The following is a 22,599-nucleotide window of genomic DNA, read 5'->3' on the forward strand; positions in this document are numbered from 1 at the left end:
AAGTATTAAGGAGAGATCATGAAAGACGCGCAACCACGGGCTATTTATCTGAAGGATTATCAGCAGCCTGATTACTGGATAGATACCACCGCGCTGACTTTTGAACTCGGTGAAGAGCATACGCTGGTCACAGCGACTCTCAATTTTCATCTGAACGAGAGTAAAACCCACCCGTCATTGCCTCAACTGGTGCTGGCAGGGCAGGATATGGAACTGATCAGTGTCGCCATTGATGGTGCTGCTGTTGCAGAAGACCAGTATACGGTTAATAACGAGCAGCTACTGCTTCAGCCGGCTGCGGACGCTTTTGAAACGGTTATCGTTACTCGTATCAAACCCCAGGAAAACACCTCCCTGGAAGGTTTGTACAAGTCTGGCGGAATGTTCTGTACCCAGTGTGAAGCGGAAGGTTTCCGCAAGATCACCTATTACCTGGACCGTCCGGATGTCATGTCTGTGTTTACTACGACTGTGATCGCAGATAAAGAGAAATATCCGGTACTGCTCTCCAACGGTAATGCCATTGAGCGGAAAGAGCTTGATGGTGGGCGCCATCTGTCTACCTGGAATGATCCGTTCAAAAAGCCGGCCTATCTGTTTGCCCTGGTGGCGGGCAACCTGAAATATATGGAAGACACTTTCACCACCATGAGCGGCCGGGAAGTGACCCTGCAGATTTTCACTGACCCCCACAATATCACTAAGTGTGATCACGCCATGCGTTCTTTGAAAAAATCCATGAAGTGGGATGAAGAGGTGTATGGCCGGGAATACGATCTGGATATCTTTATGATCGTAGCGGTGGATGATTTCAATATGGGGGCCATGGAAAACAAGGGTCTGAATATCTTTAACTCCGCAGCTGTGCTGGCCCGTCCGGATACCGCCACCGACACTGCTTTCCAGCGTATCGAAGCCATTGTTGCCCATGAGTACTTCCATAACTGGTCCGGTAACCGTGTCACCTGCCGGGACTGGTTCCAGCTTAGCCTGAAGGAAGGCTTTACCGTTTACCGGGATGCGGAGTTTTCTGCAGATATGAACTCCCGCACGGTTAAGCGGGTGGAAGATGTGAATCTTCTGCGCAGCGCTCAGTTTGTGGAAGACGCTGGCCCTATGGCTCATCCGATTCGCCCGGATTCCTTTATTGAGATCAGCAACTTTTACACCCTGACCGTCTATGAAAAGGGTTGTGAAGTCGTGCGGATGATCGCCAATATTGTCGGTAAAGAGGGTTTCCGCAAGGGTACCGACCTCTATTTTGAGCGCCATGATGGCCAGGCAGTCACCACAGAAGATTTTGTGAAGGCCATGGAAGATGCTAACGGTGTTGACCTGACCCGGTTCCAGCGTTGGTACAGTCAGGCCGGTACGCCGGTGCTGGATGTGACCGATGACTATGATGAAGAGTCTCAGGAATATCGTCTTACCATCAAACAAAGCTGTCCGCCCACTCCCGGTCAGGATAAGAAAGAACCCTTCCACATTCCGGTGGCGATAGGTCTGTTGGATGGTGAAGGTGAGCCTATGCCGGTTACCGACAGTGGCGAAACGACTACTGTTCTGGGTCTGATGGAACAGGAACAGACTTTTGTCTTCCCGGATATGGATGAACGTCCGCTACCGTCTCTGCTGCGGGGCTTCTCTGCACCGGTGCGTCTGAACTATGACTACAGCCGGGATGACCTGGTCTTCCTGATGAGCAATGATGAAGACGGCTTTAACCGCTGGGACAGCTGTCAGCGTCTGGCCATCGATATTATTCTCAAGCTGGTGGGAGATATTCAGGCCGGTCGTGAACTGGTGCTGGATGCCCGCCTGATTGAAGCCTATGACAAGGTTCTGAGGGACGACTCTCTGGATAAGGCCATGGTGGCAGAGATGATGAAGCTGCCTTCAGAAACTTATCTGGCGGAACAACTGGAGGTCATTGATGTTAATGCTGTCCATCAGGCTCGCAGCTTCGTCAAGTTCTCTCTTGCACAAGCCCTGCAAGAGACTTTGCTCAGTACCTACACCGCGTTGAATATCGATAAACCTTATCGACCGGAAGCGGAAGATATTGCTGAGCGCTCCCTGAAAAATATCTGCCTTGGTTATCTGGTGGAACTGGATGATGAGTCAATGGCTCAACTGGCTCTTAAGCAATACCAGGCCAGCCCCAATATGACTGATGCCATGGCGGCTATGGGCGGGTTGATTCATTCCGCCTGGTCCGGGGCTCAAGCCCTGGCTGATAAGGTGTTGGCGGAGTTCGCCGGGAAGTGGGCCGATGATACTAATGTGATGGATATGTGGTTTAGTGCCCAGGCTGGTTGTGATCGTAATGGTCTGGATGTTGTTCGTCAGCTGATGAAACACAGCGCTTTTGATAATAAAAACCCTAACAAGATGCGTTCTGTGGTGTCTGTTTTCTGTAACCGTAATCTGGTGCAGTTCCATGACAAGTCCGGTTCTGGCTATGAGTTTCTTGCTGATGAGGTGATTCGTGTGGATGCCCTGAATCCTCAGCTGGCTTCCCGCCTGATTACCCCTCTGACCCGCTGGAAGCGCTACGATGAACGCCGTCGTGAGCTGATGTGTAAGGCCCTGCAGCGAATTCAGAGTAATGACCTGTCCCGTGATGTGTTTGAAGTAGTCAGCAAATCCCTGGCGTAATTCGGTGCTGTTTTTATAAACAGTAACTTCCATGGGTAAAAAATACCGGCCCTCGACCGGTATTTTTATCAATAAAAGTGGTAGTTAATGTGTATGGAACAAGCAAGGAAATAGCGGTAAAGGCTATACAAAATCGGCAAATAAAGATAAATTGTGCGCTCAGTCCGGTCGTGGTGATTATGGTGTTGCTGCGGAGCGTACGGCATCGAGGGGGAAGGAGCTCTGTCGTATAGCTGGCCCGGGTGTATAACCAAAAAAAAATAATGCCACAAGGTAATAATTATAATGAAGTTGAACAGGGTTTCTGTATCAAATCCTCTCTATGTTGCTCCTGCCCGGGCAGGTTTTGTTCTGGCCAGTATTCTCGCTGTCGCGCCGGTTAAAGCCGTTGAATTTGATTTTCTGGATGGTGATGTATCTGGCTCTCTGGATACTACGCTTTCCTATGGCGCTATGTGGCGTGTTCAGGGGCAAGATAAGAACAACGACGGTATCAACGGCAACGATGGTAACCGTAATTATGATACCGGCCTGGTCTCCCAGGTTTTTAAGGTGACTTCTGACCTGGAGCTGAACTGGGAAAATTACGGTTTCTTTGCCCGTGGTACCGCTTTTTATGATTCCGAGCTCCGTGGCAGCACTGACTTTGGCAAGAAATCCTGGCAGATAAATCGGAGTCAGCCCAGCCAGGCGGGTATGAACGGTGCTCGTCCGAATAATCGTTTTACCAAAGATGCTAAGAATATTTCCGGTCATGATGTTCAGCTGCTGGATGCCTACGCCTACGGCAGCTGGGATGTTATGGATATGCCGGTGGATGTGCGTATTGGTAAGCAGGTATTGAACTGGGGTGAGGGTATTTTTTTCCGTAATGGTGTGAACACGACCAACCCTATTGATGCCGCTAAATTCCGTTTGCCGGGTTCTGAACTGAAGGAAGCCCTGATTCCAGTAGAAACTCTTTCCTTAAGCGTTGGCTTGACCGATAACCTTTCTGCAGATGTGTTCTATCAGTGGAAGTTCCGTAAGACCAGGATTGATCCGGTGGGTACCTTCTTTGCGGAGACTGATCTCTTTGCGGAAGGTGGACATACTGCGTATACCGAGACGCTTGATACATTAAAGTCCCTCCTCCCGGGTTATGACGACCTGGTTGAAGGAAATTATGTAACTAATCCTGCTTACTTTCATAGTGATGCGTTCAAAGTTGCTTCTATTGGCAAAGATATTGAAGCTAAGGATAGTGGACAGTTAGGCGTTTCTTTTCGCTACGTTGCTGAAGAGCTTAACGATACGGAGTTCGGTTTCTATTTTGTAAATTATCATAATAAAGAACCGGTTATTTTTGCAGGTCTTGATAATGGATATAACGGCGTCAACCCTGTTGCTTTGGGAGCAGCGCTTACGCCAGGGGTTAGGGCCGGTTTTGCAACTAAGGCTAATATTCCCTTAGCCAATCTGGATGCTGTTCTTGCTGCAAATCCAGCTCTTGCAGCGGCATACACTGATGCGTTGAAGTCAGCAGTAGGGGGCGTCGCTGCTGTAGACCTGGGAAATAACCTTACTGGAAAGCGGAAGTATCTGGAAGATATTCAGATGTTTGGTTTCAGTTTTAGTACAACGTATGGCGATACATCGTTTGCTGGTGAAATTGCTTATCGACCGAATATGCCCATTACCGTTTCGGCTACAGATGACCTGATAGGTGATGTGCTTAAACAAGCGGCTCAACTTTCACAGGGTCAGAATATTCGTATTGCAGGTAAAAGTTTGAATTTGCAGAATCAGCGTTCACTGAACAATTATGAACGGGTTAAAAGCTTTAACCTTTCTCTTTCTGCAATTCATAATTTTGGCCCATCTTTAACCTTTGACTCATTGTTCGGTATTGTAGAGATTGCATCCGAGCACCTGCGTGGTTCCAGCCTGACCTATACCGACTTTGAGGGGAATACCCGTAAGTTTACCGGTCGCGGCGACTGTGAATATACGAGCTTTGCTTCTGGCGAGTGTAATGAGAAAGACCAGATTTCCCGCAACGCCTGGGGCTACAGCGCAGTGTTGGCCGGTACCTGGAATGATGTTTACGCCGGCGTAACTCTGAAGCCCTATCTGCGCTGGAGACAGGATATCAAGGGTAACTCCCACAGAACCGGTAATTTCCTGGAAGGCGCAAACGCCATGACTATTGGTATGGGTGCCCAGTACCTGGATGTGGAAGCGAATGTGCAGTACAGCGAGTTTACCGGTCCCAGTACCTACAACTCACGTGACCGGGATAATATCGCCCTTGGGCTGAAGTACTCTTTCTGATAATGGATTGCACAGGGGCTGTGCATGACAGCCCCTGGTTCCGGATATTATAAATTGGTCGTTTTACTTACCTAAGCAGTACCCATACGGTTAAGTGAGAAGAATAACTATGAAAAAAGCAGTAACACTGTTTGCTACCCTGGCTGCTCTGGTAATCAGTGCCGGGCCGGTTGTGGCCAAGGTGTCCCAGTCAGAGGCTGATCAGCTTGGCAAGAACCTGACGCCCCTTGGGGCTGAACAAAAGGGCAATGCTGAGGGGACGATTCCTGAGTGGAAGCCTCTTACGGATGCGGAGATCCCTGCCAGTTTTACCAAGGCCGGACAGCATCTGCCAAATCCTTACCCTCAGGATAAGCCGCTGTTTACTATTACCGCGGCAAATCTTGATCAATACAAGGATCATCTTACACCAGGGCAGATAGCGCTTTTTAAAGCCTATCCTGATACTTTTACCATGCCGGTTTACCAGAGCCGTCGTAACGCCCGTTATCCCGAGAGAATTTATCGGAATACCAAAGCGGCAGCGACAACCGCTGAGCTTCTGGATGGTGGTAACGGTTTTAAAGGAGCGATGGACGCCTATCCCTTCCCGATTCCGAAGAATGGCCTTGAGGCGCTATGGAACCATATTGTCCGCTACCGTGGGGAATATATTGTCCGTCGTTCATCGGAAGTGGCTGTACAGCGAACAGGCAGCTTCTCGTTGGTCACCTCCCAGCAGGAAGCTTACTTCAAGTACAATAACCCGAATCTGAAAGAAGAAGATCTGGATAATATCCTTTTTTACTATCTTGCTTTCGCCAAGGCCCCCGCCCGTCTGGCCGGTGGTGCGACTCTGGTTCATGAAACCCTGGATCAGGTAACACAGCCCCGTAAAGCCTGGGCCTATAATGCGGGGCAGCGTCGTGTACGCCGCGCCCCAAATCTGGCCTATGATACACCCATTTCTTCGTCGGAAGGTCTGCGCACCGCAGATGATACCGATATGTACAATGGCGCGCCGGATCGTTTTGACTGGAAGCTGTTGGGTAAGAAAGAGATTTATATTCCCTACAATAACTACGACCTTATCAGTGACAAGCTGAAGTATGAGGATGTGCTGGCAAAAGGACATTTGAATCCTGCCTATACCCGTTATGAGCTTCACAGGGTCTGGGTTGTAGAAGGTACGCTGAAGCCCGGTAAGCGGCATATCTACTCAAAAAGGGTGCTGTACCTTGATGAAGACAGCTGGGGTGCTGCTGTTGTTGACCAGTACGATAGTCGGGGTGAACTCTGGAGGGTCAGCATGGCTTATCTGACCACGTTTTATGACTTTTCGAGCACCTGGACGACACTGGATACTTTTCATGATCTGCAGTCCAGGCGCTACCATGTACAGGGGCTGGCCAATGAGGAGAAAATCTTTCTGGATTACTCCAAGGCCATTCCATCAGAGAAATATTTCAAGCCTTCGGCTCTGCGTCGTCGCGGTCGGCGGTAAAGAGCCGGGCCGATCAGCGTTCCAGGGCGGAGCGTTGATCGGCTGGCACTATAATAACAAGCAACAGGCATTACCCTATGAAGTTTCCTGTCTTATCCCTTTTCCCGGCCCTTGGCCTGAGCCTCTCTGTTGGTCTGGCTCAGGCGGAGCCTGCGTCCGATCAGGTGTTATCCTCCGTACTTCTTGATATCGACAGGGCAGGAAGCAGCGGCAGGCTGGTGGCTGTTGGGGATCGTGGCCATGTGATCTGGTCTGACAATCAGGGTAAAGCCTGGCAACTGGCCAAAACCCCCGGTGAGGTTATGTTGACTGCTGTTGCTTTTCCTTCTGAGCAGATCGGTTATGCCGTGGGGCATGATGCTATTGTCTATAAAACCCAGGATGCCGGAGAAACCTGGGTCACTGTTTATGAGGACAAAGACGCTGAAATCCCACTGCTGGATGTGTTCTTTGACGATGAAAATAATGGTTACGCCCTGGGTGGTTACGGTTACATCATCCGGACCATGGACGGTGGCAAAACCTGGGAGCAGTGGAATTCCCGGGTGGACAATGAAGATGAATTCCACCTGAATGCCATGACCCGCCTGAAAAACGGCACTCTGCTAATAGCTGGAGAGGCAGGCAGTCTGTTCCGTTCAACCGATAATGGTGAGAGCTTCCAGCCCCTGGAAAGCCCCTATGAGGGCTCCTTCTTTGGCATACAGCCCATGGCGGAGGAAAACAGTGCTATGGCCTATGGCCTTCGTGGGCACGCCTTTGTGACTTCGGACAATGGCACCACCTGGACAGAATTGGAAACGGGCACACAGCAGACCCTGTTTGACGGCATGATTCTCAAAGGTGACAAACCTTTGCTGATAGGTTCCAGTGGTACTTTTGCCCTGAAAGACGGCGATGACAGTCTGGTGGCTAACCAACCGGACCGGGCTGCTCTTACCGGCATTATCCAGGCCAGTGACAGGACTTTTGTGGTGACCGGTGATAACGGCATTCGTCGTGTAGACCCTTCGTTTATTGGCCAGTAACTGAACAGTCTGTATTGGGCCTGAACCCAGGGAAGTGAGACTTATGAGCAAAAATAATTATTCCTCAGAACCTTTACTGGAGCGGCTGTTTTTTAACAACCGGCTGCCGGTATTACTGGGCTTTATTCTGGTCACAGTTTTATTGAGCTGGCAGCTGACCGGCCTGAAGGTTGATGCCAGTTTTGAGAAGATGATCCCTTTGAAGCACCCGTTCATTATGAACTGGCTGGAGCGTCGGGATGATCTTGGTGGTGGCGGTAACTCCCTGCGCATTGCGGTAGCTCCGCAGGAGGGTGATATTTTTACCCCTGAGTATATGCAGACCCTTCAGGAGATCACCGACGAGGTGTTCTATCTGCCGGGCATCGACCGCGCGTCCCTGAAATCCCTGTGGACGGCGAATGTTCGCTGGCTGCAAGTCACGGAAGAGGGCTTTGAGGGTGGTCCGGTGATTCCCCAGGGCTATGACGGCAGTGAGCAGAGCATGGAAGAGCTGCGGGCCAATATTCTCCGCTCCGGTACGGTTGGACGACTGGTGGCGAATGATTTCAAGTCCAGTATCGTTCAGTTTCCGCTTTTTGAAATCAATCCGGAAAATGGCCAGAAGCTGGACTACGCGGCCCTTTCCTCTGAACTGGAAGCCTTAAGGGATAAGTATGAGGAAAAAGGGGTAAACCTGCATATTATCGGGTTTGCCAAGGTTATTGGTGATCTGTTTGAAGGTGTGCAGGCAATTGGCCTGTTTTTCCTGGCGGCTTTGATTATTACTACGATTCTGTTGTTTATTTATTCCCGCTGCCTCCGTTCTACCTTTATTCCTATTCTCTGCTCTCTGGTGGCCGTTGTCTGGCAGCTGGGTTTATTGTCGGCTCTTGGGTTTGGCCTGGATCTCTACTCTGTTCTGGTACCTTTCCTGATCTTTGCCATTGGGGTCAGCCATGGTGTGCAGATTATTAATAATATCGGGATTGAATCTGGTAAGGGCGCTAATGCCCTGAAGGCGGCACGGCTGACATTCCGGGCATTGTATATCCCCGGTATGCTGGCGCTGGCTTCTGATGCTATTGGCTTCCTGACTCTGCTGGTCATTGACATTCATGTGATCAAGTCCCTGGCGATTGCTGCCAGTCTGGGTGTTGCGGTAATTATTCTTACCAATCTCGTTCTGCTGCCAATTTTGATGTCCTGGGCAGGCGTCAGCCGACGCATAGTTGAAGCAGGTAATAAAGAGGATAACAGCAAGGAAAAAGAAGGTATCTGGGCAGCTCTGTCTATGTTTGCCCATCCCCGCCTGGCGGTGCCGGCTATTATCGTAGCTGTTATTGGCTTTGGTTATGGCTTTGTCGTGAAGGAGGAGCTGAAAATCGGTGACCTGGATTCCGGCGCTCCCGAACTCCGTGCCGACTCACGCTATAACCAGGATAACGCCTATATTACTGGTCACTACTCCACCAGTGCAGATACCTTCGTCACCATGGTGGAAACAACCACTGACCAGTGCTCAAGCTATGAGGTGATGAGCGCCATTGACCGCTATATGTGGCAGATGAAGCAGGTGGAAGGGGTTCAGACCGCTGTCTCCATGGTTACGGTGGCCAAGCAGGTTATTCGCGGGTTGAATGAGGGTAACCCCCAGTGGCAGGCCCTGTCCCGTAACCAGTATGTGCTGAATAACGCGATTGGCAATCCTTCCGCCCAGCAGCTCTACAACAGTGAGTGCAGCCTGGCACCCGTTCTGGTGTTCCTGGAAGATCATAAGGCTGAAACCCTGGAGCGAGTGGTTGAAGCAACAGCCGCTTTCGCCGCTGCCAATAATACTGACAATATGAAGTTTCTGATGGCTTCCGGTAATGCCGGTGTGGCCGCTGCCACTAACGAGGTTATCGCCTCCGCCCAGAACCAGATGCTGGTATGGGTTTATGCTGTTGTCAGTATTCTCTGCCTGATCACCTTCCGTTCTGTACGTGCGGTGATCTGTATTATCCTGCCCCTGGCTCTGACATCTGTTCTCTGTCAGGCGCTGATGGTGCATCTGGGTATTGGCGTAAAAGTGGCAACGCTTCCGGTTATCGCTCTGGGTGTTGGTATAGGAGTGGATTATGGTATCTATATCTATACCAGGTTGGAGGGTTACCTGCGTGAGGGGATGACCCTGCGTAATGCCTACTATGAGACTTTGCGCACTACAGGTAAGGCCGTTGTCTTTACCGGTGTGACCCTGGCGATTGGCGTGGGCACCTGGATTTTCTCACCCATCAAGTTCCAGGCGGATATGGGTATGTTGCTGACCTTTATGTTCCTGTGGAATATGGTAGGCGCGATCTGTCTGCTGCCGGCACTGGCACGGTTCTTTATTCGGCCTGAGAAACTGATAAAGAGTAATTCGGATGACGTGTTGCCCCAAGTATCCTGACCGTTAATGTAATATGCCCCGAGGAGTACCTGCACTTCCGGGGCTTTTTTATGAGGAGTTTTTGGTGTATTTAAGTGGATATTTTTGCAGTATGACCTTTAAGTATGGCCATATTTCCAGCCATCTTTGTTTCCCTGACTCTATTTAGGGAGTATCTTGAGAACGTTTATTGTTGTATGTGACTTTTCCTTCAAAGGGGCGAATCCGTACACACTGATAACTGAGATTAATCTTTTCTGGGGTAAGGCTACAGCCACAGATGTTTCGTTGTTTACGTCAGACCTGTTATAGAAAACCGCCTTGATAGCAACTGATCATATTTGACTGGCAAAGCAACCCGGTAGATCAAGAAAACCTGCCCTCACCTTCTGTACACTCCTCTGTCATGTCTCTCCCGGCTCTGTTCAGCTTCAGTAAAACTGGACATCTTTCTAAGCTTCATTTGACACCTTCCCACGCTCCCGCGAGGGAAGGTGTCAAAGCCACTGCTATAAATGATCTGCTTTGAGGTGCGATATGTCTATAGTTCCCCAAAGACTTGGTTTCCATGTTCTGAATGGGTTTATAGAGGGTCATTAATATGAACATGCCTGTGTTTTTTCTATTGGTGAGGCATCATTTCTGGTCTCTTATATGCGTTTTTTCAGGTTTTATCATGGCTCTTCTGTTTACACTCTATGCTGAGGCGGGTGGGCTAAAGATGTTTTCTATTAAATCACTCTACCCAAAGTGGCGTGATACGCTTGTTATGGAACAGTTCTTTGAGCCAGACTTTATCTTGGAATCAATGGAGGCACCGCTGTTATTTGCGGATGCAGTCAGTTTGAGTTATTTGCTGTATAAATCTATTCCGCCCACCTATCGGCTTGATCCAATGAATAGTATTCTTGTTGGAACCGGGAAAGATGTGGGTGTGCTGTATGCCTACGATGCATTTCAGGCTTACTTCGATCCATTTGATGTTTTAATGCTTGATAAAGGTTTTTCGAAAAGTACCCGGGCTTATTCCCAGGTGTTGAGTTCCGGGAGACAAATACGTCCGGGGACATCAGAGACTCCTCCATTTCTTGAGTTTAACGGTCGTATGATCATTATGGCTGACAATATAAATGGGATGATCTCTTTTTCATATAACAGAATTTTCGACCTTGATAAGAGGTCTTTTGCTGGAGGAGTAAAACGCAGCAGGCCTATACTGCCAGAGATTTTTGGTGATGATCTCGGTGCTTATTTAAAAAGGCTGGGTATTTCTGCGAAGAGAATCGATCTCTTAATTCCGGACGGAGGAAAAATAATTGAGCGGGTTCAGGCTGGCCTTGAGAACTCCAGATATTCAGATGGTGTCAGTATTATAGGGTTTGATGGCGAAATAAATTATATTAACAGAATGAGGTGGGGGCCCTGTAAAATATTTAATTTCTGTGCTGTGCCGAGACTGACTCAAACTGTTGATGAGTCATCTTATGATATACCTATGGATCTTTTCTTTCGACATGGTTACCTGCCTTATGCACCGAAAGAATCTATATATCATTATAAAACAGGAAGCCGCGAACGTCTGCCTCCGCCGGACGACTTTTATATGCCGAAAGAGGCCGCTCGTGAAGAAGTCAGGAAGCACACGAGGTTGCAAGGTTGCACCCAGTCATAGCTAATATTGTGCGGTATTTGACTATGGGGCATTTTTTAAAGAGGAAGCAATACAAGCTTAGCCTGGAACAAGTCTAAGCTTGAGTTTTTTTCACGGTTTTGATCTGAAGGAGTTGCATCTAATAGTTGTAGTGTGACCACGGAATCTTATGGATTGATGGATAAGTTATCAGGGGATTTGCCTTTACCTTTTTTCTTTAACTTGTCCCTTACTGTTTTTAATAAACAGATAAGAGTTGTCGTACTTGCTTCAACATTCCTCTCACGTTTATAACGGGCACTTTGCAGTTGTTTCCAGCTTTCCTGAAGATCTGGATCCTGGAAACGTGAGATAATGCTGGCTGGGATGTGCAGAGATGTATCTTTTAGAATCATCTGCCCCCACTGCACCAGGCTTTTTTCAACAGCAGGCATATCATTCTGCTCACAATCTTTCAGTAGCTTTGAAAAGGCTTCGGATTCGTTGCTACCGGGCAGGATTGTTGTAGTTTTTGAACTCCGGGTGCTTACAACAGGGCGTTTACGGAACCAGGCAACAAGTGTTGCCAACCATAACGCAGCAAAGATAAAGGTAGCTATTTGCCAGTAACGCAGCTGATTTGAGTCAGCGGTAATAACAGTGGCCAGTTCATTCTGAGAGGGTTGGGGTAATGCCGATGATGTTTCCGGTACACCCTGCGGTTGGGCCGCTGCAGAAGGTTGTTCAATTTGAATAGCCGGAGAGCCTTTGACCGTTAAGGTCTGGCCTTCCAGATGGGTTGTTTCCACAGTGCTGGTGAGGGTGTTAAACCAGGTAACGGTAATAGGAGGAATTTCAACCGTGCCCGGACGGGTAGGTACGAGTGCCACGGATTCGCTGCGGATACCCAGTGCTCCCTGGCTGTTGTGTTTGTCTTCGGTTTTGGGCTGATCCGGGTAGCTTTTTATATTGGCCAGGTCCAGGGCTGGCAGTGGTGGAATCAGTGAGCTGTTGCTGTTCTTGGCCCGAATGGTCACTGTTCGGGTAATAGAATCACCGGCTTTGATATCGCTGGTGCTGGCGCTCCAGGATTCCGTAATTGTTACGTCTTCAGAAGGTAGCCAGGGCTTATCCGCCGGCCAGCTGGAAGGAATCGGGTTGACTTTAAGGGTGATATCGCTGGAAGTGGCACGGAAAGGTTTAGGGCGGTTCATACGAAAGAAACTACGACTACTGTAGGGGTCTTCTTCTACCACCGCTCCGGTTATCACCTGTTTGTGAATAGTCAGCTCACCAGCCTTTGTTGGCGTAACCAGATATTGCAGGGTGATCTGGGTATAGCGGACGCCATTAATAATTTTCTCTTCCTGCTTCTGGTTATCCAGCGATTGGAAAATCACGCCATCGGCTTTTGGTGGTGTCAGGTCCGGGTTATCCGCAAAATCGGCCCGGGTGAGAATCTTCAGGGTAAGAATGGCTTCCTGCCCCTGCCATAGCTCTTGGGCGCTCAGGCTATTGCGCATATGCACCGGTGAATTGGCGGGTACTCCTTCTGCATTTGTAGCTGCCTTGCGCACTTCAATGGTAATTGGATTACTGCTTTCACCTTTACTGGTTATGGCCGGAATGGTCAGGGTACCCAGGGACTTGGGCATCAGGGTGATATTCCACTCCACCCAGGATTCATTGCGGCCGTTAATCATTCTGATTTGATTGCTCTGGCGGGTGCCGAGAATATCGAAATCCTTTTTCAATGGGGCAAGGTCGGGAGTGCCGCCACTGAATGAAAAGCCGTCCGAGCGCAGGGTGTAGTTAATCGCTTCCCCTTCACTGACAACAGAACGATCCACTGTCGCGGTCAGGTCAGCATGAACAAAGCTGCTGGCGAGAATAAGGACCAGCACAGAAGCCTGTCTGATAGCGCGTAAAATTCTGTTTACCATTGTGGGCCTTCCTGTTGTACTGGCTGTCGCTGGCCTTGTCTCAGTCTTTGCTGTTGCTGCTGTTCAAATTTACGTCTCAGCAGACCCCCGGGATCATCGGGAATCCGGCGCAGCCAGGCTTCGGTCTGGTCACTGTCCGGTGACTGTTCTCCTGTGCCTGAAGGAACAGGTTGCTGCAGGGATTCGTTATTCCGTTGATCCTCCCGGGCGTTGCCTGTGCTGGCTTCGGATTTCGACTGTTCTTCTTTCTCCTGCTCAGACTGCTCCTGAGATTGGGAAGGGTATTTATCGTTTTTATTGTTGTTCTGGTCCTGGTCCTCGGGGGAGCTGTTGCCACTGCTTTGTTGATCCTGTTCCTGATCTTGCTGCTCTTGTTCCTGGTTCTGAGAAGAATTTCTTTCTGACTGTCCGCTGTTTTTATCGCTTTCGGATTTACCAGAGTTGTTTTCCTGTGAGTCTTTGTTCTGTTGATCCTGGTTCTGCTCAGAACCCTGATCCTGGTTTTTATCCTGCTGGTTCTGATTGCCTTCGTTATTTTGCTTTTGTTGCTGTTGTTTTTTCAGCTCCTCCACAATTTTTCGATTGTCCGCAGCGGCTTTCAGCTCCGGGTCTTTTTTCAGGGCCTTGTCGTAGGCTTTCAGTGCATCATCCAGCTTTCCGGCGCGGGCAAGTGCGTTGCCCTGGTTATAAAAGCCAGAGGCACTGTCCTGCTGGCCAAACAACTCGGCGGCCTGTTCGTGCTGATTGCTCTGGTCGAGGGCCTGGGCTTTCCACTTGGGGTTTTCAAAGGTTTTTGCGGCACTGGCAGCATTGCCTTTCTGCATCAGCTTCTGCGCCTGCTGATCTGGTGTCGTCCATAAATCCTGCCATTCAAAGGCATAGCTGTCGGTTGGCTGAAGGCTCAGGCCCAGCAGTAAAACTGGCAGAAGCCAGCCACGCCGGAAACCGAAAAGGGCCAGGGGCAGCAGTAACAGGGCCAGCCAGCGACCTTCGTCGTACCAGCGGTCAAAGTTGCGATCTACCCGCATGGTGCTGTCAGTGACGGAGGCTTTTGGAAGCAGGGCATCAATATCACTGTTATCAAGGGTAATATCCCGGTACTGACCACGGGCGTTATGGGCCGTTTTCTTCAAAACAGTGCTGTTAAGCTGAGCCATAACAATAGCCCCACCGGAATGGCGGAGAAAACCGCCGGATTCTGAAGGAACTGGTGCCCCTGTGACAGAGCCAATACCAATAATGGACAGCCTGTTTCCGGTGCTGGCAATCATTGTATCAATGGCTTTCCCTTGTTCTGGGGTAAAACCATCGGTCAGCATCAGGATTGTGCCTCCCTGGCCAGCTCCCTGTTGGATCAGTTCTATAGCCTGTTTGACTCCAAGGTCAGCACGGCTGCCCTGAGTCGGCATAATATTGGTATGGAGGGCACGAACTAGATTTATCAGAGTTGCACTGTCGTCTGTTAGCGGGGTGACAATATGACTGTCGCCGGCATAGGCGACGATGCCTGTCAGTCCGTCTTTTCTGGCCCGGATAATATCCGTCAGCTTCTGGCGGGCCCGGGTTATCCGATCCGGTTGTACATCTGCTGCCAGCATGGAACGGGACAGATCAACAACAAGAACCAAGGGTGAAAGACTTTTCTCTACCGGGGTGCTGATCTGTCGCCATGTGGGGCCAGCCAGGGCCAGTGAGGTAATTATTCCTGCTGTCAGAATCAGAATGGTCGGCATGCGACTACGGCTCTGTTCTTGACCATCCAGCAGATGTTCCAAAAGGTGGGCAGGAATCAGCTTTTGCCACTGACCTGAGCGGGTGCCCTGTCGCCAGAGATGCCAGGCCAGAATGCACACAGGCACCAAAGCCAGCAGCCAGAAGGGTCTGAGGAAATGGAAGTGTTCAAAAAACATCAGGAGTCACCTCCTGTTTTTCTCAGTAGCAGCAGGGACAGTAAACCCGCCAGGGCAAAGGCGATCGCCAGGGGCCAGTAAAACAGTTCCTGCACCGGGCGGAAGGTCTCTTTGCTTAATTCGATGGGTTCAAGTTTGTTAATAATGCTGTAAATCTCTTTTAACTCATCGCTGGAGCGTGCACGGAAGTAACGGCCACCGGTCATTTTCGCGATATGGGTCAGGGACTTTTCATCCAAGTCGGCGGAAGGGTTGACCCGCTGAGCTCCCAGTGTGGTACCGAAAATACCGGGCATCACCATTTCGTCAGCCCCCACGCCGACGGTATAAATGGTGACATGCTCTTTTTCTGCCAGTTCTGCTGCTTTGGTTGGGCTGAGATTCCCTGCGGTATTGGCACCGTCGGTCAGCAGAATCAGAATACGCTGATCCTTTGGACGTTTGCGCAACTGGCGCACCGCCAGGCCTATGGCGTCGCCTATGGCGGTCTGCTCACCGGCAATACCGATGGTGGCTTCGTTCAGAAGGGTGCGGACGGTTTCAATATCAAAGGTCAGAGGTGTCTGCAGGTAAGCCTGGGTACCAAACAGAATCAGGCCAACTCTGTCTCCCTGGCGCTGGTCGATAAATGACGACACCACATCTTTAATGACTTCCAGGCGGTTAGCTTCATGGCCGTTCAATTTCAGGTCCTGAATTTCCATACTGCCGGAAAGGTCAACCGCCAACAGGGTATCCCTCCCGGAAACAGGCAAGGCAACCGGGTCGCCAACCCACCGTGGTCCGGCCGCTGCCAGCAATAACATTAACCAGGCCAGAGCCGCCAGCAGTAACGGTGCTTTGGGACCGTGAACCGGTCCGGTAGGAGAGTCGTTCAGGGGCAGGTCGGTATAAAACGGTACCATAAGCGCACTCTGTCGCTTGTTGGCTGGCGGAGCAAAGCGGTATACCAGCCATGGCAGTGGAAACAGCAACAGAATCCAGGGCAGGGCCAGTTCCAGTCCTTGAAAGAGTGGGAATACATCAGACATGGTGCTTCCTTATCCAATGTCGGGTGATGTTCAGCAGCTCCTTGGGCTGCACCTCAATATTGCGGGCATAACCCGCCTGCCCAAGACAGTGTCCCGGGCCTTTGGGATTAAATTCCGTTGCCTGGTTGGCACCTTTGCCAAGGGAACTGTTCAGGAAATTCAGCCAGTTATCTCCATTGAGTTCGGCCACTTCATCCCTGGACCAGCCTTTCAGAGCGATGGCTTTCAGCAGCAGGTTGCACTCTTTGACCAGACGCAGTTCGTCATGGTGTTCTGAAAAACGCTGCTCAATCCATTGCAGTTGCTTGAGTCCTGCCCGGCGGTAGGCATTGCGACGATAACGCTTGACCAGCCAATAGCCAAGGCCGACAAAAATAGCCAGAATAAGCAGGCCCAGAATCCACCATCCGGGAGCCGGAGGCCAGAAATTAATGGGTTCCGGAAGAATGTTGGGGGCCAGATTATTCAGTGGATTCTGGCTCTGTACAGCAGGTGTCACAGTTCACCTCCTGCCATTTGCTCCGGCTTCCATACCGGTTGCCCGGACAATTGCTGCTCCGTGGGTTCGGCACAGTTAATGCGCAGCAGGGGAATACGGTATTTTTCCAAATGTGAAGTCAGCGTTGTTTGTTTGCGTTCGGCCTGCTGCCGGTAGTTTTCACGGCTGGCTTTGCCACGGGAATCCAAGAGGCCCCGGCGCTTGCCATCACTGACGGTGTAGAGGCCGGCGGGGGGAAGCTGGTAATCCAGAGGGTCAAACACTTGCACGGCCATCAGGTCACAATGGCGGGAAATCAGTGACATCTCCTTTAAACCGCCCTGGCTGATACCAAGAAAATCGCTGATAACTATTACCAGGCTGCCGGGATGGGCCAGACGTGAGGTGCTGGCCAGCATTTTGTCCAGGGCCTGGGTGTTTCCGGGCTGGCCGGCCTTCAGACTGTTATTCATCGTCACAGCCTGCTGGAAAACCTGTAGAAGGTGTTGCCGTGAACGGCGGGGGCGCATCTCTCTGTGTTGGTGTTCGCCATCAATCTGACCGGACAGCAGGGCTCCTACCCGGTCACCGTGATGAAGGGTTTTCCAGGCAAACAGAGCCATGGCTTCGGCGGCGGCAACAGACTTGAAGTTCAGCTGGCTGCCGAAAAACAGGCCGGGACTCTGGTCCAGTACCAGCAGCACCGGGCGTTCCCGTTCTTCCCGGTATACCCGGGTCTGGGTTTTGCCGGTGCGGGCGCTGGCTCGCCAGTCGATGGTGCGGATATCATCACCGGGCTGGTATCCCCGGAATTCTTCAAAATCCATACCCCGACCCCGCAGGCGGGACTGGTGCCCGCCGGCCATCAGGGCGCGGGCTGGGCCGGGTTTGTACAGTGGAATACGTCGGGCCGGGCCGGCCAGGCGGGATAGGTCATCCAGGCTGCTATACGCGCCACTCATGCAGACCTCCCCAACAGTGCTTGTTCCATAGCAGAGTTACTCCGGGTTGGTCAGGCAACAGCAACCTGCTGCATCAGCAGGGTAAGAATGCGGTCCGCATTCATGCCCCGGGCTTCCGCTTCATAGCTGGGAATAATCCGGTGGCGCAGTACATCATGGGCGATGGCCTGGACATCGTCAGGGGTGACAAAGTCCCGGTCTTCGAGCCAGGCATGGGCTCGGGCGCAGCGATCCAGAGCGATGGTCCCCCGGGGACTGGCACCATACTCCAGTAGCTGGCCAAGGTTCTGCTGGTACTTTTCTGGGCGACGGGTGGCGTTTATCAGGTGGATAATATAATTCTCCACCGCTTCATCCATATGCAGCTGCAGCACTTCCTTGCGGGCTTCGAAGATGGTTTCCTGCATCACTATTGATGGATGTTCAATATGTTCATGGAGAGCTTCACCACGGGCCAGGCGCAGAATATCCTGCTCGGCATCTAATGACGGATAATCAATGGTGACATGCATTAAGAAACGATCCAGCTGGGCTTCCGGCAGGGGATAGGTGCCTTCCTGCTCGATGGGGTTCTGAGTCGCCATGACCAGGAACAGTTCCGGCAGTTTATGGGTGGTACCGGCCACACTGACCTGGCGTTCCGCCATGGCCTCCAGCAATGCTGCCTGAACCTTGGCAGGGGCGCGGTTGATTTCATCCGCCAGCACCAGGTTCTGGAATATCGGTCCCTGCTGGAAACGGAAGCTGCCGTCTTCCGGACGGTAGACCTCTGTACCGGTTATGTCGGCGGGCAGCAGATCGGGGGTAAACTGGATGCGCTGGAAACCAGCAGCCAATCCGGCGGCCAGGTCTTTAATGGCCTTGGTTTTGGCCAGACCGGGTGCCCCCTCAACCAGCATATGGCCATCGGCGAGCAGGGCGATCAGCAGCCGATCCAGAAGGCGCTCCTGACCGATAATCATCTTCCTAAGGTGATCTCTCAGGGTAGTCAGTGAAGTGTGGGGGGAACTGCCAGTGATACCTGAACTCATAAAAGACTGATCTCTACCTTAACTGTTACTGTTGATATTGACGTTTAGCAGCTTGTTCTGCAGTCACGTTTTGGAAACGATGTGACTGATATGACAATCCTCTTGCCTGTCAGGGAAGATTTTTATCAGGTGTTGGCCGATTTTCAAGTGCCCAGTTTTTGCAGACACTCTTTGCAGACACTGTATTGGCTAAAAAGTTCCTGAAAATACCCTGAAAATAAATAATAGTTGCTTGAAATATATACGGACAGCCCTTTCTGAAATGGGTATTGGTGAATTTTGCAATTCTTGAGGGACCTGCGACAATCGCAGCCTGGTTTAGCAGCGGGTTCAGTAAAAGTGAGAATACCAGATCCAAGTACCCGGATGTCCAGGAGTCCAGCAATACTTCTCCCAATGCAATAGCCTGAAAACAGGGTTAAGTTTCTGGATTACAGAGAAACCAGACGAAAATTGCAGAGGTGTTAGCGTGAAGAAAAATCATATGATGTGAATTGATTAAGAAATAGTCTCTAATTATGTGTGTTGTGTCGTATTCTGGCTGTTATGACATCGCAGTGTTTCATAAATATGCAATAGAAGTGTCGCTGTTTCCCCTTATTATTTCAAATACAGCCACCTCTCAGGTGGCTGTGTCATAAAGTCAATAACTCAATGACGGGGATAAAGATTATGGCTGGTTTGCCAACTGGCATCAGGCAAAAGATGAAGGTTGCCCAGGCTCTCACTTTTGCTCTGTTGTCTACTGCAGCTGTAGAAAGTCAGGCGTTCAAAAAAATTACCCATAAACGCATTGTGATTGATGCCGTGCGTTACATGGAAGCCAATCCGGAAACAACCCAGTTTAACCGCCTGAAGGCGGTGGCTGATGCCACAGGGATTTCCGTTGCGGTCATGGCGGACAAGATGGGGCAGTCCGCTTTTGATGTGGATGATTTTGAAGATACCTTTCTGTGTGGCAATACCAGTGGTGACTGTGTGCGGGCACCACTGTGGGGAACCACAACTGCGTTCACCAATTACTCCTCCTGGTGGCATTTCCAGAACCAGAGTCGCGGACCCGATGTTCACGGTAATGATTTTGGTGGTTACAACTATGACAAGCTGACAGTCCCCGGCACCATGGATCGTCTGACGGCTTTCTGGCTGCGCAATGACCACCTGGATGATGGCAAGGGCGGTATGGCTGGCTGGTTTGGTCGTGAAGACTCAGAATACGATTCTTACGGTATTACTGAATCTAACTACCGTCAGGGCAGTCATTCCACCAAGGCTATGTACGAAGATTTCCAGACCATGCCGTTCCAGCCCATCGATAACCTCGGGCAGCACTGGTACCACCAGTTCTGGAGCAAGCCGACTGTGCAGACCCTGGGCTTTGCCCTGCACACCACAGACGTGCTGGTGCCCCAGCATACCTGGACCACCATCGCTAAAAATCACAGTGGCTATGAGAGCTGGGTAAGGGATCATTACGACAGCGAAAAACTGAATGATTTCGCTCTGGTGAAAGAGGCCTTGAAGACGTTCACACCACCTGTATCCGGCAACTCGGAGATTCGTTCACTGCTGACCCAGGGGGGCGCTCTCTCTTACAGTTCCGGCAGCCTGGTGTTAAGCAGCCAGGATCATGAAGACCGCTTGGGTGTGGCCCGTCAGATGGTGCCCCATGCGATCGCCATGGCGGTTCATATTATTAACCATGCAGCACAGCGCTTTTAACGGACTGTCAGGTTGAATGTGCCGGGATCAGGAGGACTCCTTCTGGTTCCGGTTATATCCGGTTATAGATGTTATGGTTGTTTCGGTTGTTCAAATGATAAAAAACAAAATCTGTCTGTTGATCTTGTTACTGGCCCCTTTACTGTGTCGGGCAGAGTTGTCCTGGACACTTGAATCAGAAACGCTTGCGGCCAATATTGATGGTCAAGTTATTCCCCTGTCTGTTTTTGAACTGGTTTATGGCCAGGCCCGCCGGCAAAACCTTTCCCTGAAAAAAGCGGATTTCCTGGTGACCCTGGTAGAGAACAGGTTGCTTTCCCGTTATAGCCAGCAGAACAACATCAATGCATCAGTGAGTCGGGTTGGCTTTCAAAAGCAGGCAATACTGGACGGGCAGTTAGCTGGCTTGTTGCGTCAGGCTTATCGTCAGCCCTATCAGGCCTGGCAACGGGAACAGAAAGAAGGGCTTAAGGGTTTTATCACTCAGAAAAACCCTGTCTGGACCTCCATCCCTGAGCAAATATTTGGACAGAACTCTCTGGAATATCAGTTATCCGGTAATACTTTGGAAGAGCTGAAGAATATTCCTGTGGTGAGTTACCGTTTTGGTGGTGGAAAAGAACAAACTATCACTTTGGCGGATATTTATCTGGAGCAGAATGTTCAGGGACGTATGCGTCTCCATAACCGGGATATCAGGTTTCTTCAGCAGCAGGCTTATCAAATCATGGACAGAGAGTCTGTGTTGTACTGGGTAAGCACATTTTCAGAGCTTAGCGCATCTGATATGGATGTATTGAAGCAAATACTTGCGGATAAATACCAGAAGTCACTGGTTCTGCAGTCATTTGGCCTTGGCAATATTATGCATGATGATAATCCGGTGTTTGATCAACTGGTGGCTGATGTTACCCAGAAAGAAGTGCTGGCCTATTACCAGAAAAACCGGGAGTCATTCCGTTATACCGAATCAGTAACAGCTCAGGTACTGTTTTTTGACAGCCAGAAAAGCGCTGATGATGCCTGGGATGCCATGAAAACATGGTCGAAAGAAAAACTACGGACTGAATTTGATCGTCAGAATAAAATCGCTGAGGAAGTATCCCGTCACAGTGGTCATTCATCCTGGCTGGTGGGGTTGGCATTTACCCAGCCTGTTAACAGGCTTTCTCCACCGGTGCGTGTCCCTGTAACCGGTGATGAAAAACCATCCTGGGCCATGGTTCTGGTCAGAAATAAGAAGCACCGCTACCAGAAGCCGGATTCAAAAACTGTACGCTACGAAGCCGGACGAAACATTGCCCAGAAAAAGGCCGCGGATAATTATAAAAATATGGTGCTCTCTTTGGAGAACCAAGCCTCTGTAGAACTGAATAAGAAGTTTGTGCGTAAAGGCATCCGGCTGTGAAAATCCGGCATCCTGTAGCAGGATCAGTCGCAATTCTGGCTGCGATAATCAGTGTCATGTTTATTGGTGCGCGCAGTTGGCAGGATGTGGTTGCTGACGGGGAGCAGGTAGAGCTTGTTCCTTATACCGATGATATTTCCACTCACCCCGTAAAGCCGGTACAACAAAAACAGGAAAGGGTTGTAAACAGCGCTCCGGTTTTCAACTGGGTTGATGAAACTTCAGCATCTGATGACAATTCCAGTAAAAGTGAACGGCCTCTGGATATGGCCGCCGTGCAGAGCTTTGGAGAGTCTATACGCAATGGTGATGGCCGTGCTCCGGTTATAGGCGATTTTGAACCTGAACCCTTACCGAAACCGGAGGATCTGGTAGATCCAGAAGCTTATTTACTCTATGAAGGGCGACAGGAACAACGACTGAAGCAGGCCTGGGTGGCCAGTGCTGATATACGCATTAAAGAACTGGAAGGGGCTATTGAAGAGGCCCGGAATCACGGCCTTGCCCCGGAACTTCTGGCGGAGGGAGTAGAGGAGCTGGAAGCTATAAAAGCCCTGCAAAAAGAGCTCCGTCAGGAATTGGCAGCGGATTCTTCCACAAATCCCTGAAC

At 50.5% G+C, this 22,599-nt stretch carries 15 protein-coding genes; 9 read left to right on the forward strand and 6 right to left on the reverse strand.

Translation table 11 applies throughout. The features are described from left to right. Window positions 1-18 precede the first annotated feature (18 nt). The 6 genes from pepN to ACY2RQ_RS10890 all read left to right on the forward strand — a co-directional run bounded on the left by pepN (window position 19) and on the right by ACY2RQ_RS10890 (window position 11,546). Window positions 19-2,658: an aminopeptidase N gene (gene pepN / locus ACY2RQ_RS10865; RefSeq protein WP_490112988.1), complete on the forward strand. Its 2,640-nt coding sequence runs from the start codon at window positions 19-21 to the stop codon at window positions 2,656-2,658. Between the two features lie 285 nt (window positions 2,659-2,943). Continuing rightward, the gene (locus ACY2RQ_RS10870) at window positions 2,944-4,971 is read left to right on the forward strand and encodes a DUF1302 domain-containing protein (protein ID WP_490112989.1); all 2,028 of its coding nucleotides are present in this window, start codon (window positions 2,944-2,946) and stop codon (window positions 4,969-4,971) included. A gap of 109 nt (window positions 4,972-5,080) precedes the next feature. Beyond that, window positions 5,081-6,454 (forward strand): DUF1329 domain-containing protein, encoded by a 1,374-nt coding sequence (locus ACY2RQ_RS10875; protein WP_490112990.1) that lies wholly within the window; start codon window positions 5,081-5,083, stop codon window positions 6,452-6,454. A 77-nt stretch (window positions 6,455-6,531) separates the two neighbouring features. Then, window positions 6,532-7,482 (forward strand): WD40/YVTN/BNR-like repeat-containing protein, encoded by a 951-nt coding sequence (locus ACY2RQ_RS10880; protein ID WP_490112991.1) that lies wholly within the window; start codon window positions 6,532-6,534, stop codon window positions 7,480-7,482. A gap of 43 nt (window positions 7,483-7,525) precedes the next feature. Further along, window positions 7,526-9,895 carry an efflux RND transporter permease subunit gene (locus ACY2RQ_RS10885; RefSeq protein WP_490112992.1) on the forward strand — a complete coding sequence of 790 codons (2,370 nt, stop codon included), beginning with the start codon at window positions 7,526-7,528 and terminating at the stop codon, window positions 9,893-9,895. 655 nt (window positions 9,896-10,550) lie between these two features. Continuing rightward, window positions 10,551-11,546 (forward strand): hypothetical protein, encoded by a 996-nt coding sequence (locus tag ACY2RQ_RS10890; RefSeq protein WP_490112993.1) that lies wholly within the window; start codon window positions 10,551-10,553, stop codon window positions 11,544-11,546. A gap of 146 nt (window positions 11,547-11,692) precedes the next feature. On the opposite strand, the gene ACY2RQ_RS10895 is transcribed toward ACY2RQ_RS10890, so the two are convergent. From ACY2RQ_RS10895 to ACY2RQ_RS10920, 6 genes are read right to left on the reverse strand one after another with little or no spacing between them, the layout of a single operon-like run. After that, the gene (locus ACY2RQ_RS10895; RefSeq protein ID WP_490112994.1) at window positions 11,693-13,447 is read right to left on the reverse strand and encodes a BatD family protein; all 1,755 of its coding nucleotides are present in this window, start codon (window positions 13,445-13,447) and stop codon (window positions 11,693-11,695) included. After that, a complete protein-coding gene (locus tag ACY2RQ_RS10900; RefSeq protein ID WP_490112995.1) occupies window positions 13,441-15,357 on the reverse strand; it encodes a vWA domain-containing protein in 1,917 nt (638 codons plus the stop codon). Before ACY2RQ_RS10900 ends, ACY2RQ_RS10895 begins: the two co-directional genes overlap by 7 nt. Continuing rightward, window positions 15,357-16,388: a vWA domain-containing protein gene (locus ACY2RQ_RS10905; protein ID WP_490112996.1), complete on the reverse strand. Its 1,032-nt coding sequence runs from the start codon at window positions 16,386-16,388 to the stop codon at window positions 15,357-15,359. Before ACY2RQ_RS10905 ends, ACY2RQ_RS10900 begins: the two co-directional genes overlap by 1 nt. Continuing rightward, window positions 16,381-16,887 (reverse strand): DUF4381 domain-containing protein, encoded by a 507-nt coding sequence (locus ACY2RQ_RS10910; RefSeq protein WP_490112997.1) that lies wholly within the window; start codon window positions 16,885-16,887, stop codon window positions 16,381-16,383. Before ACY2RQ_RS10910 ends, ACY2RQ_RS10905 begins: the two co-directional genes overlap by 8 nt. Next, entirely contained in the window at window positions 16,884-17,828 is a 945-nt protein-coding gene (locus ACY2RQ_RS10915; RefSeq protein WP_490112998.1) for a DUF58 domain-containing protein, read from the reverse strand. Before ACY2RQ_RS10915 ends, ACY2RQ_RS10910 begins: the two co-directional genes overlap by 4 nt. Before the next feature lie 50 nt (window positions 17,829-17,878). Continuing rightward, on the reverse strand, window positions 17,879-18,859 hold the full coding sequence (locus ACY2RQ_RS10920) for an AAA family ATPase (RefSeq protein WP_490112999.1): 981 nt from the start codon (window positions 18,857-18,859) through the stop codon (window positions 17,879-17,881). Between the two features lie 672 nt (window positions 18,860-19,531). Here ACY2RQ_RS10920 and ACY2RQ_RS10925 point away from each other — a divergent pair. The 3 genes from ACY2RQ_RS10925 to ACY2RQ_RS10935 all read left to right on the forward strand — a co-directional run bounded on the left by ACY2RQ_RS10925 (window position 19,532) and on the right by ACY2RQ_RS10935 (window position 22,597). Beyond that, window positions 19,532-20,581 carry a phospholipase gene (locus ACY2RQ_RS10925; RefSeq protein WP_490113000.1) on the forward strand — a complete coding sequence of 350 codons (1,050 nt, stop codon included), beginning with the start codon at window positions 19,532-19,534 and terminating at the stop codon, window positions 20,579-20,581. A gap of 94 nt (window positions 20,582-20,675) precedes the next feature. Continuing rightward, window positions 20,676-21,989 (forward strand): peptidyl-prolyl cis-trans isomerase, encoded by a 1,314-nt coding sequence (locus ACY2RQ_RS10930; protein ID WP_490113001.1) that lies wholly within the window; start codon window positions 20,676-20,678, stop codon window positions 21,987-21,989. Further along, window positions 21,986-22,597 carry a hypothetical protein gene (locus ACY2RQ_RS10935; protein ID WP_490113002.1) on the forward strand — a complete coding sequence of 204 codons (612 nt, stop codon included), beginning with the start codon at window positions 21,986-21,988 and terminating at the stop codon, window positions 22,595-22,597. Before ACY2RQ_RS10930 ends, ACY2RQ_RS10935 begins: the two co-directional genes overlap by 4 nt. Window positions 22,598-22,599: the final 2 nt, after the last annotated feature.

The sequence above is a fragment of the Parendozoicomonas sp. 209JJ7-1 genome (assembly GCF_058147085.1).

Bases quoted from the DNA above. Each gene is read 5' to 3' on its own strand.
- pepN (WP_490112988.1), top strand. From the start codon at position 19: ATGAAAGACGCGCAACCACGGGCTATTTATCTGAAGGATTATCAGCAG.
- ACY2RQ_RS10870 (WP_490112989.1), top strand. From the start codon at position 2,944: ATGAAGTTGAACAGGGTTTCTGTATCAAATCCTCTCTATGTTGCTCCT.
- ACY2RQ_RS10875 (WP_490112990.1), top strand. From the start codon at position 5,081: ATGAAAAAAGCAGTAACACTGTTTGCTACCCTGGCTGCTCTGGTAATC.
- ACY2RQ_RS10880 (WP_490112991.1), top strand. From the start codon at position 6,532: ATGAAGTTTCCTGTCTTATCCCTTTTCCCGGCCCTTGGCCTGAGCCTC.
- ACY2RQ_RS10885 (WP_490112992.1), top strand. From the start codon at position 7,526: ATGAGCAAAAATAATTATTCCTCAGAACCTTTACTGGAGCGGCTGTTT.
- ACY2RQ_RS10890 (WP_490112993.1), top strand. From the start codon at position 10,551: ATGGCTCTTCTGTTTACACTCTATGCTGAGGCGGGTGGGCTAAAGATG.
- ACY2RQ_RS10895 (WP_490112994.1), bottom strand. From the start codon at position 13,447: ATGGTAAACAGAATTTTACGCGCTATCAGACAGGCTTCTGTGCTGGTC.
- ACY2RQ_RS10900 (WP_490112995.1), bottom strand. From the start codon at position 15,357: ATGTTTTTTGAACACTTCCATTTCCTCAGACCCTTCTGGCTGCTGGCT.
- ACY2RQ_RS10905 (WP_490112996.1), bottom strand. From the start codon at position 16,388: ATGTCTGATGTATTCCCACTCTTTCAAGGACTGGAACTGGCCCTGCCC.
- ACY2RQ_RS10915 (WP_490112998.1), bottom strand. From the start codon at position 17,828: ATGAGTGGCGCGTATAGCAGCCTGGATGACCTATCCCGCCTGGCCGGC.
- ACY2RQ_RS10920 (WP_490112999.1), bottom strand. From the start codon at position 18,859: ATGAGTTCAGGTATCACTGGCAGTTCCCCCCACACTTCACTGACTACC.
- ACY2RQ_RS10925 (WP_490113000.1), top strand. From the start codon at position 19,532: ATGGCTGGTTTGCCAACTGGCATCAGGCAAAAGATGAAGGTTGCCCAG.
- ACY2RQ_RS10930 (WP_490113001.1), top strand. From the start codon at position 20,676: ATGATAAAAAACAAAATCTGTCTGTTGATCTTGTTACTGGCCCCTTTA.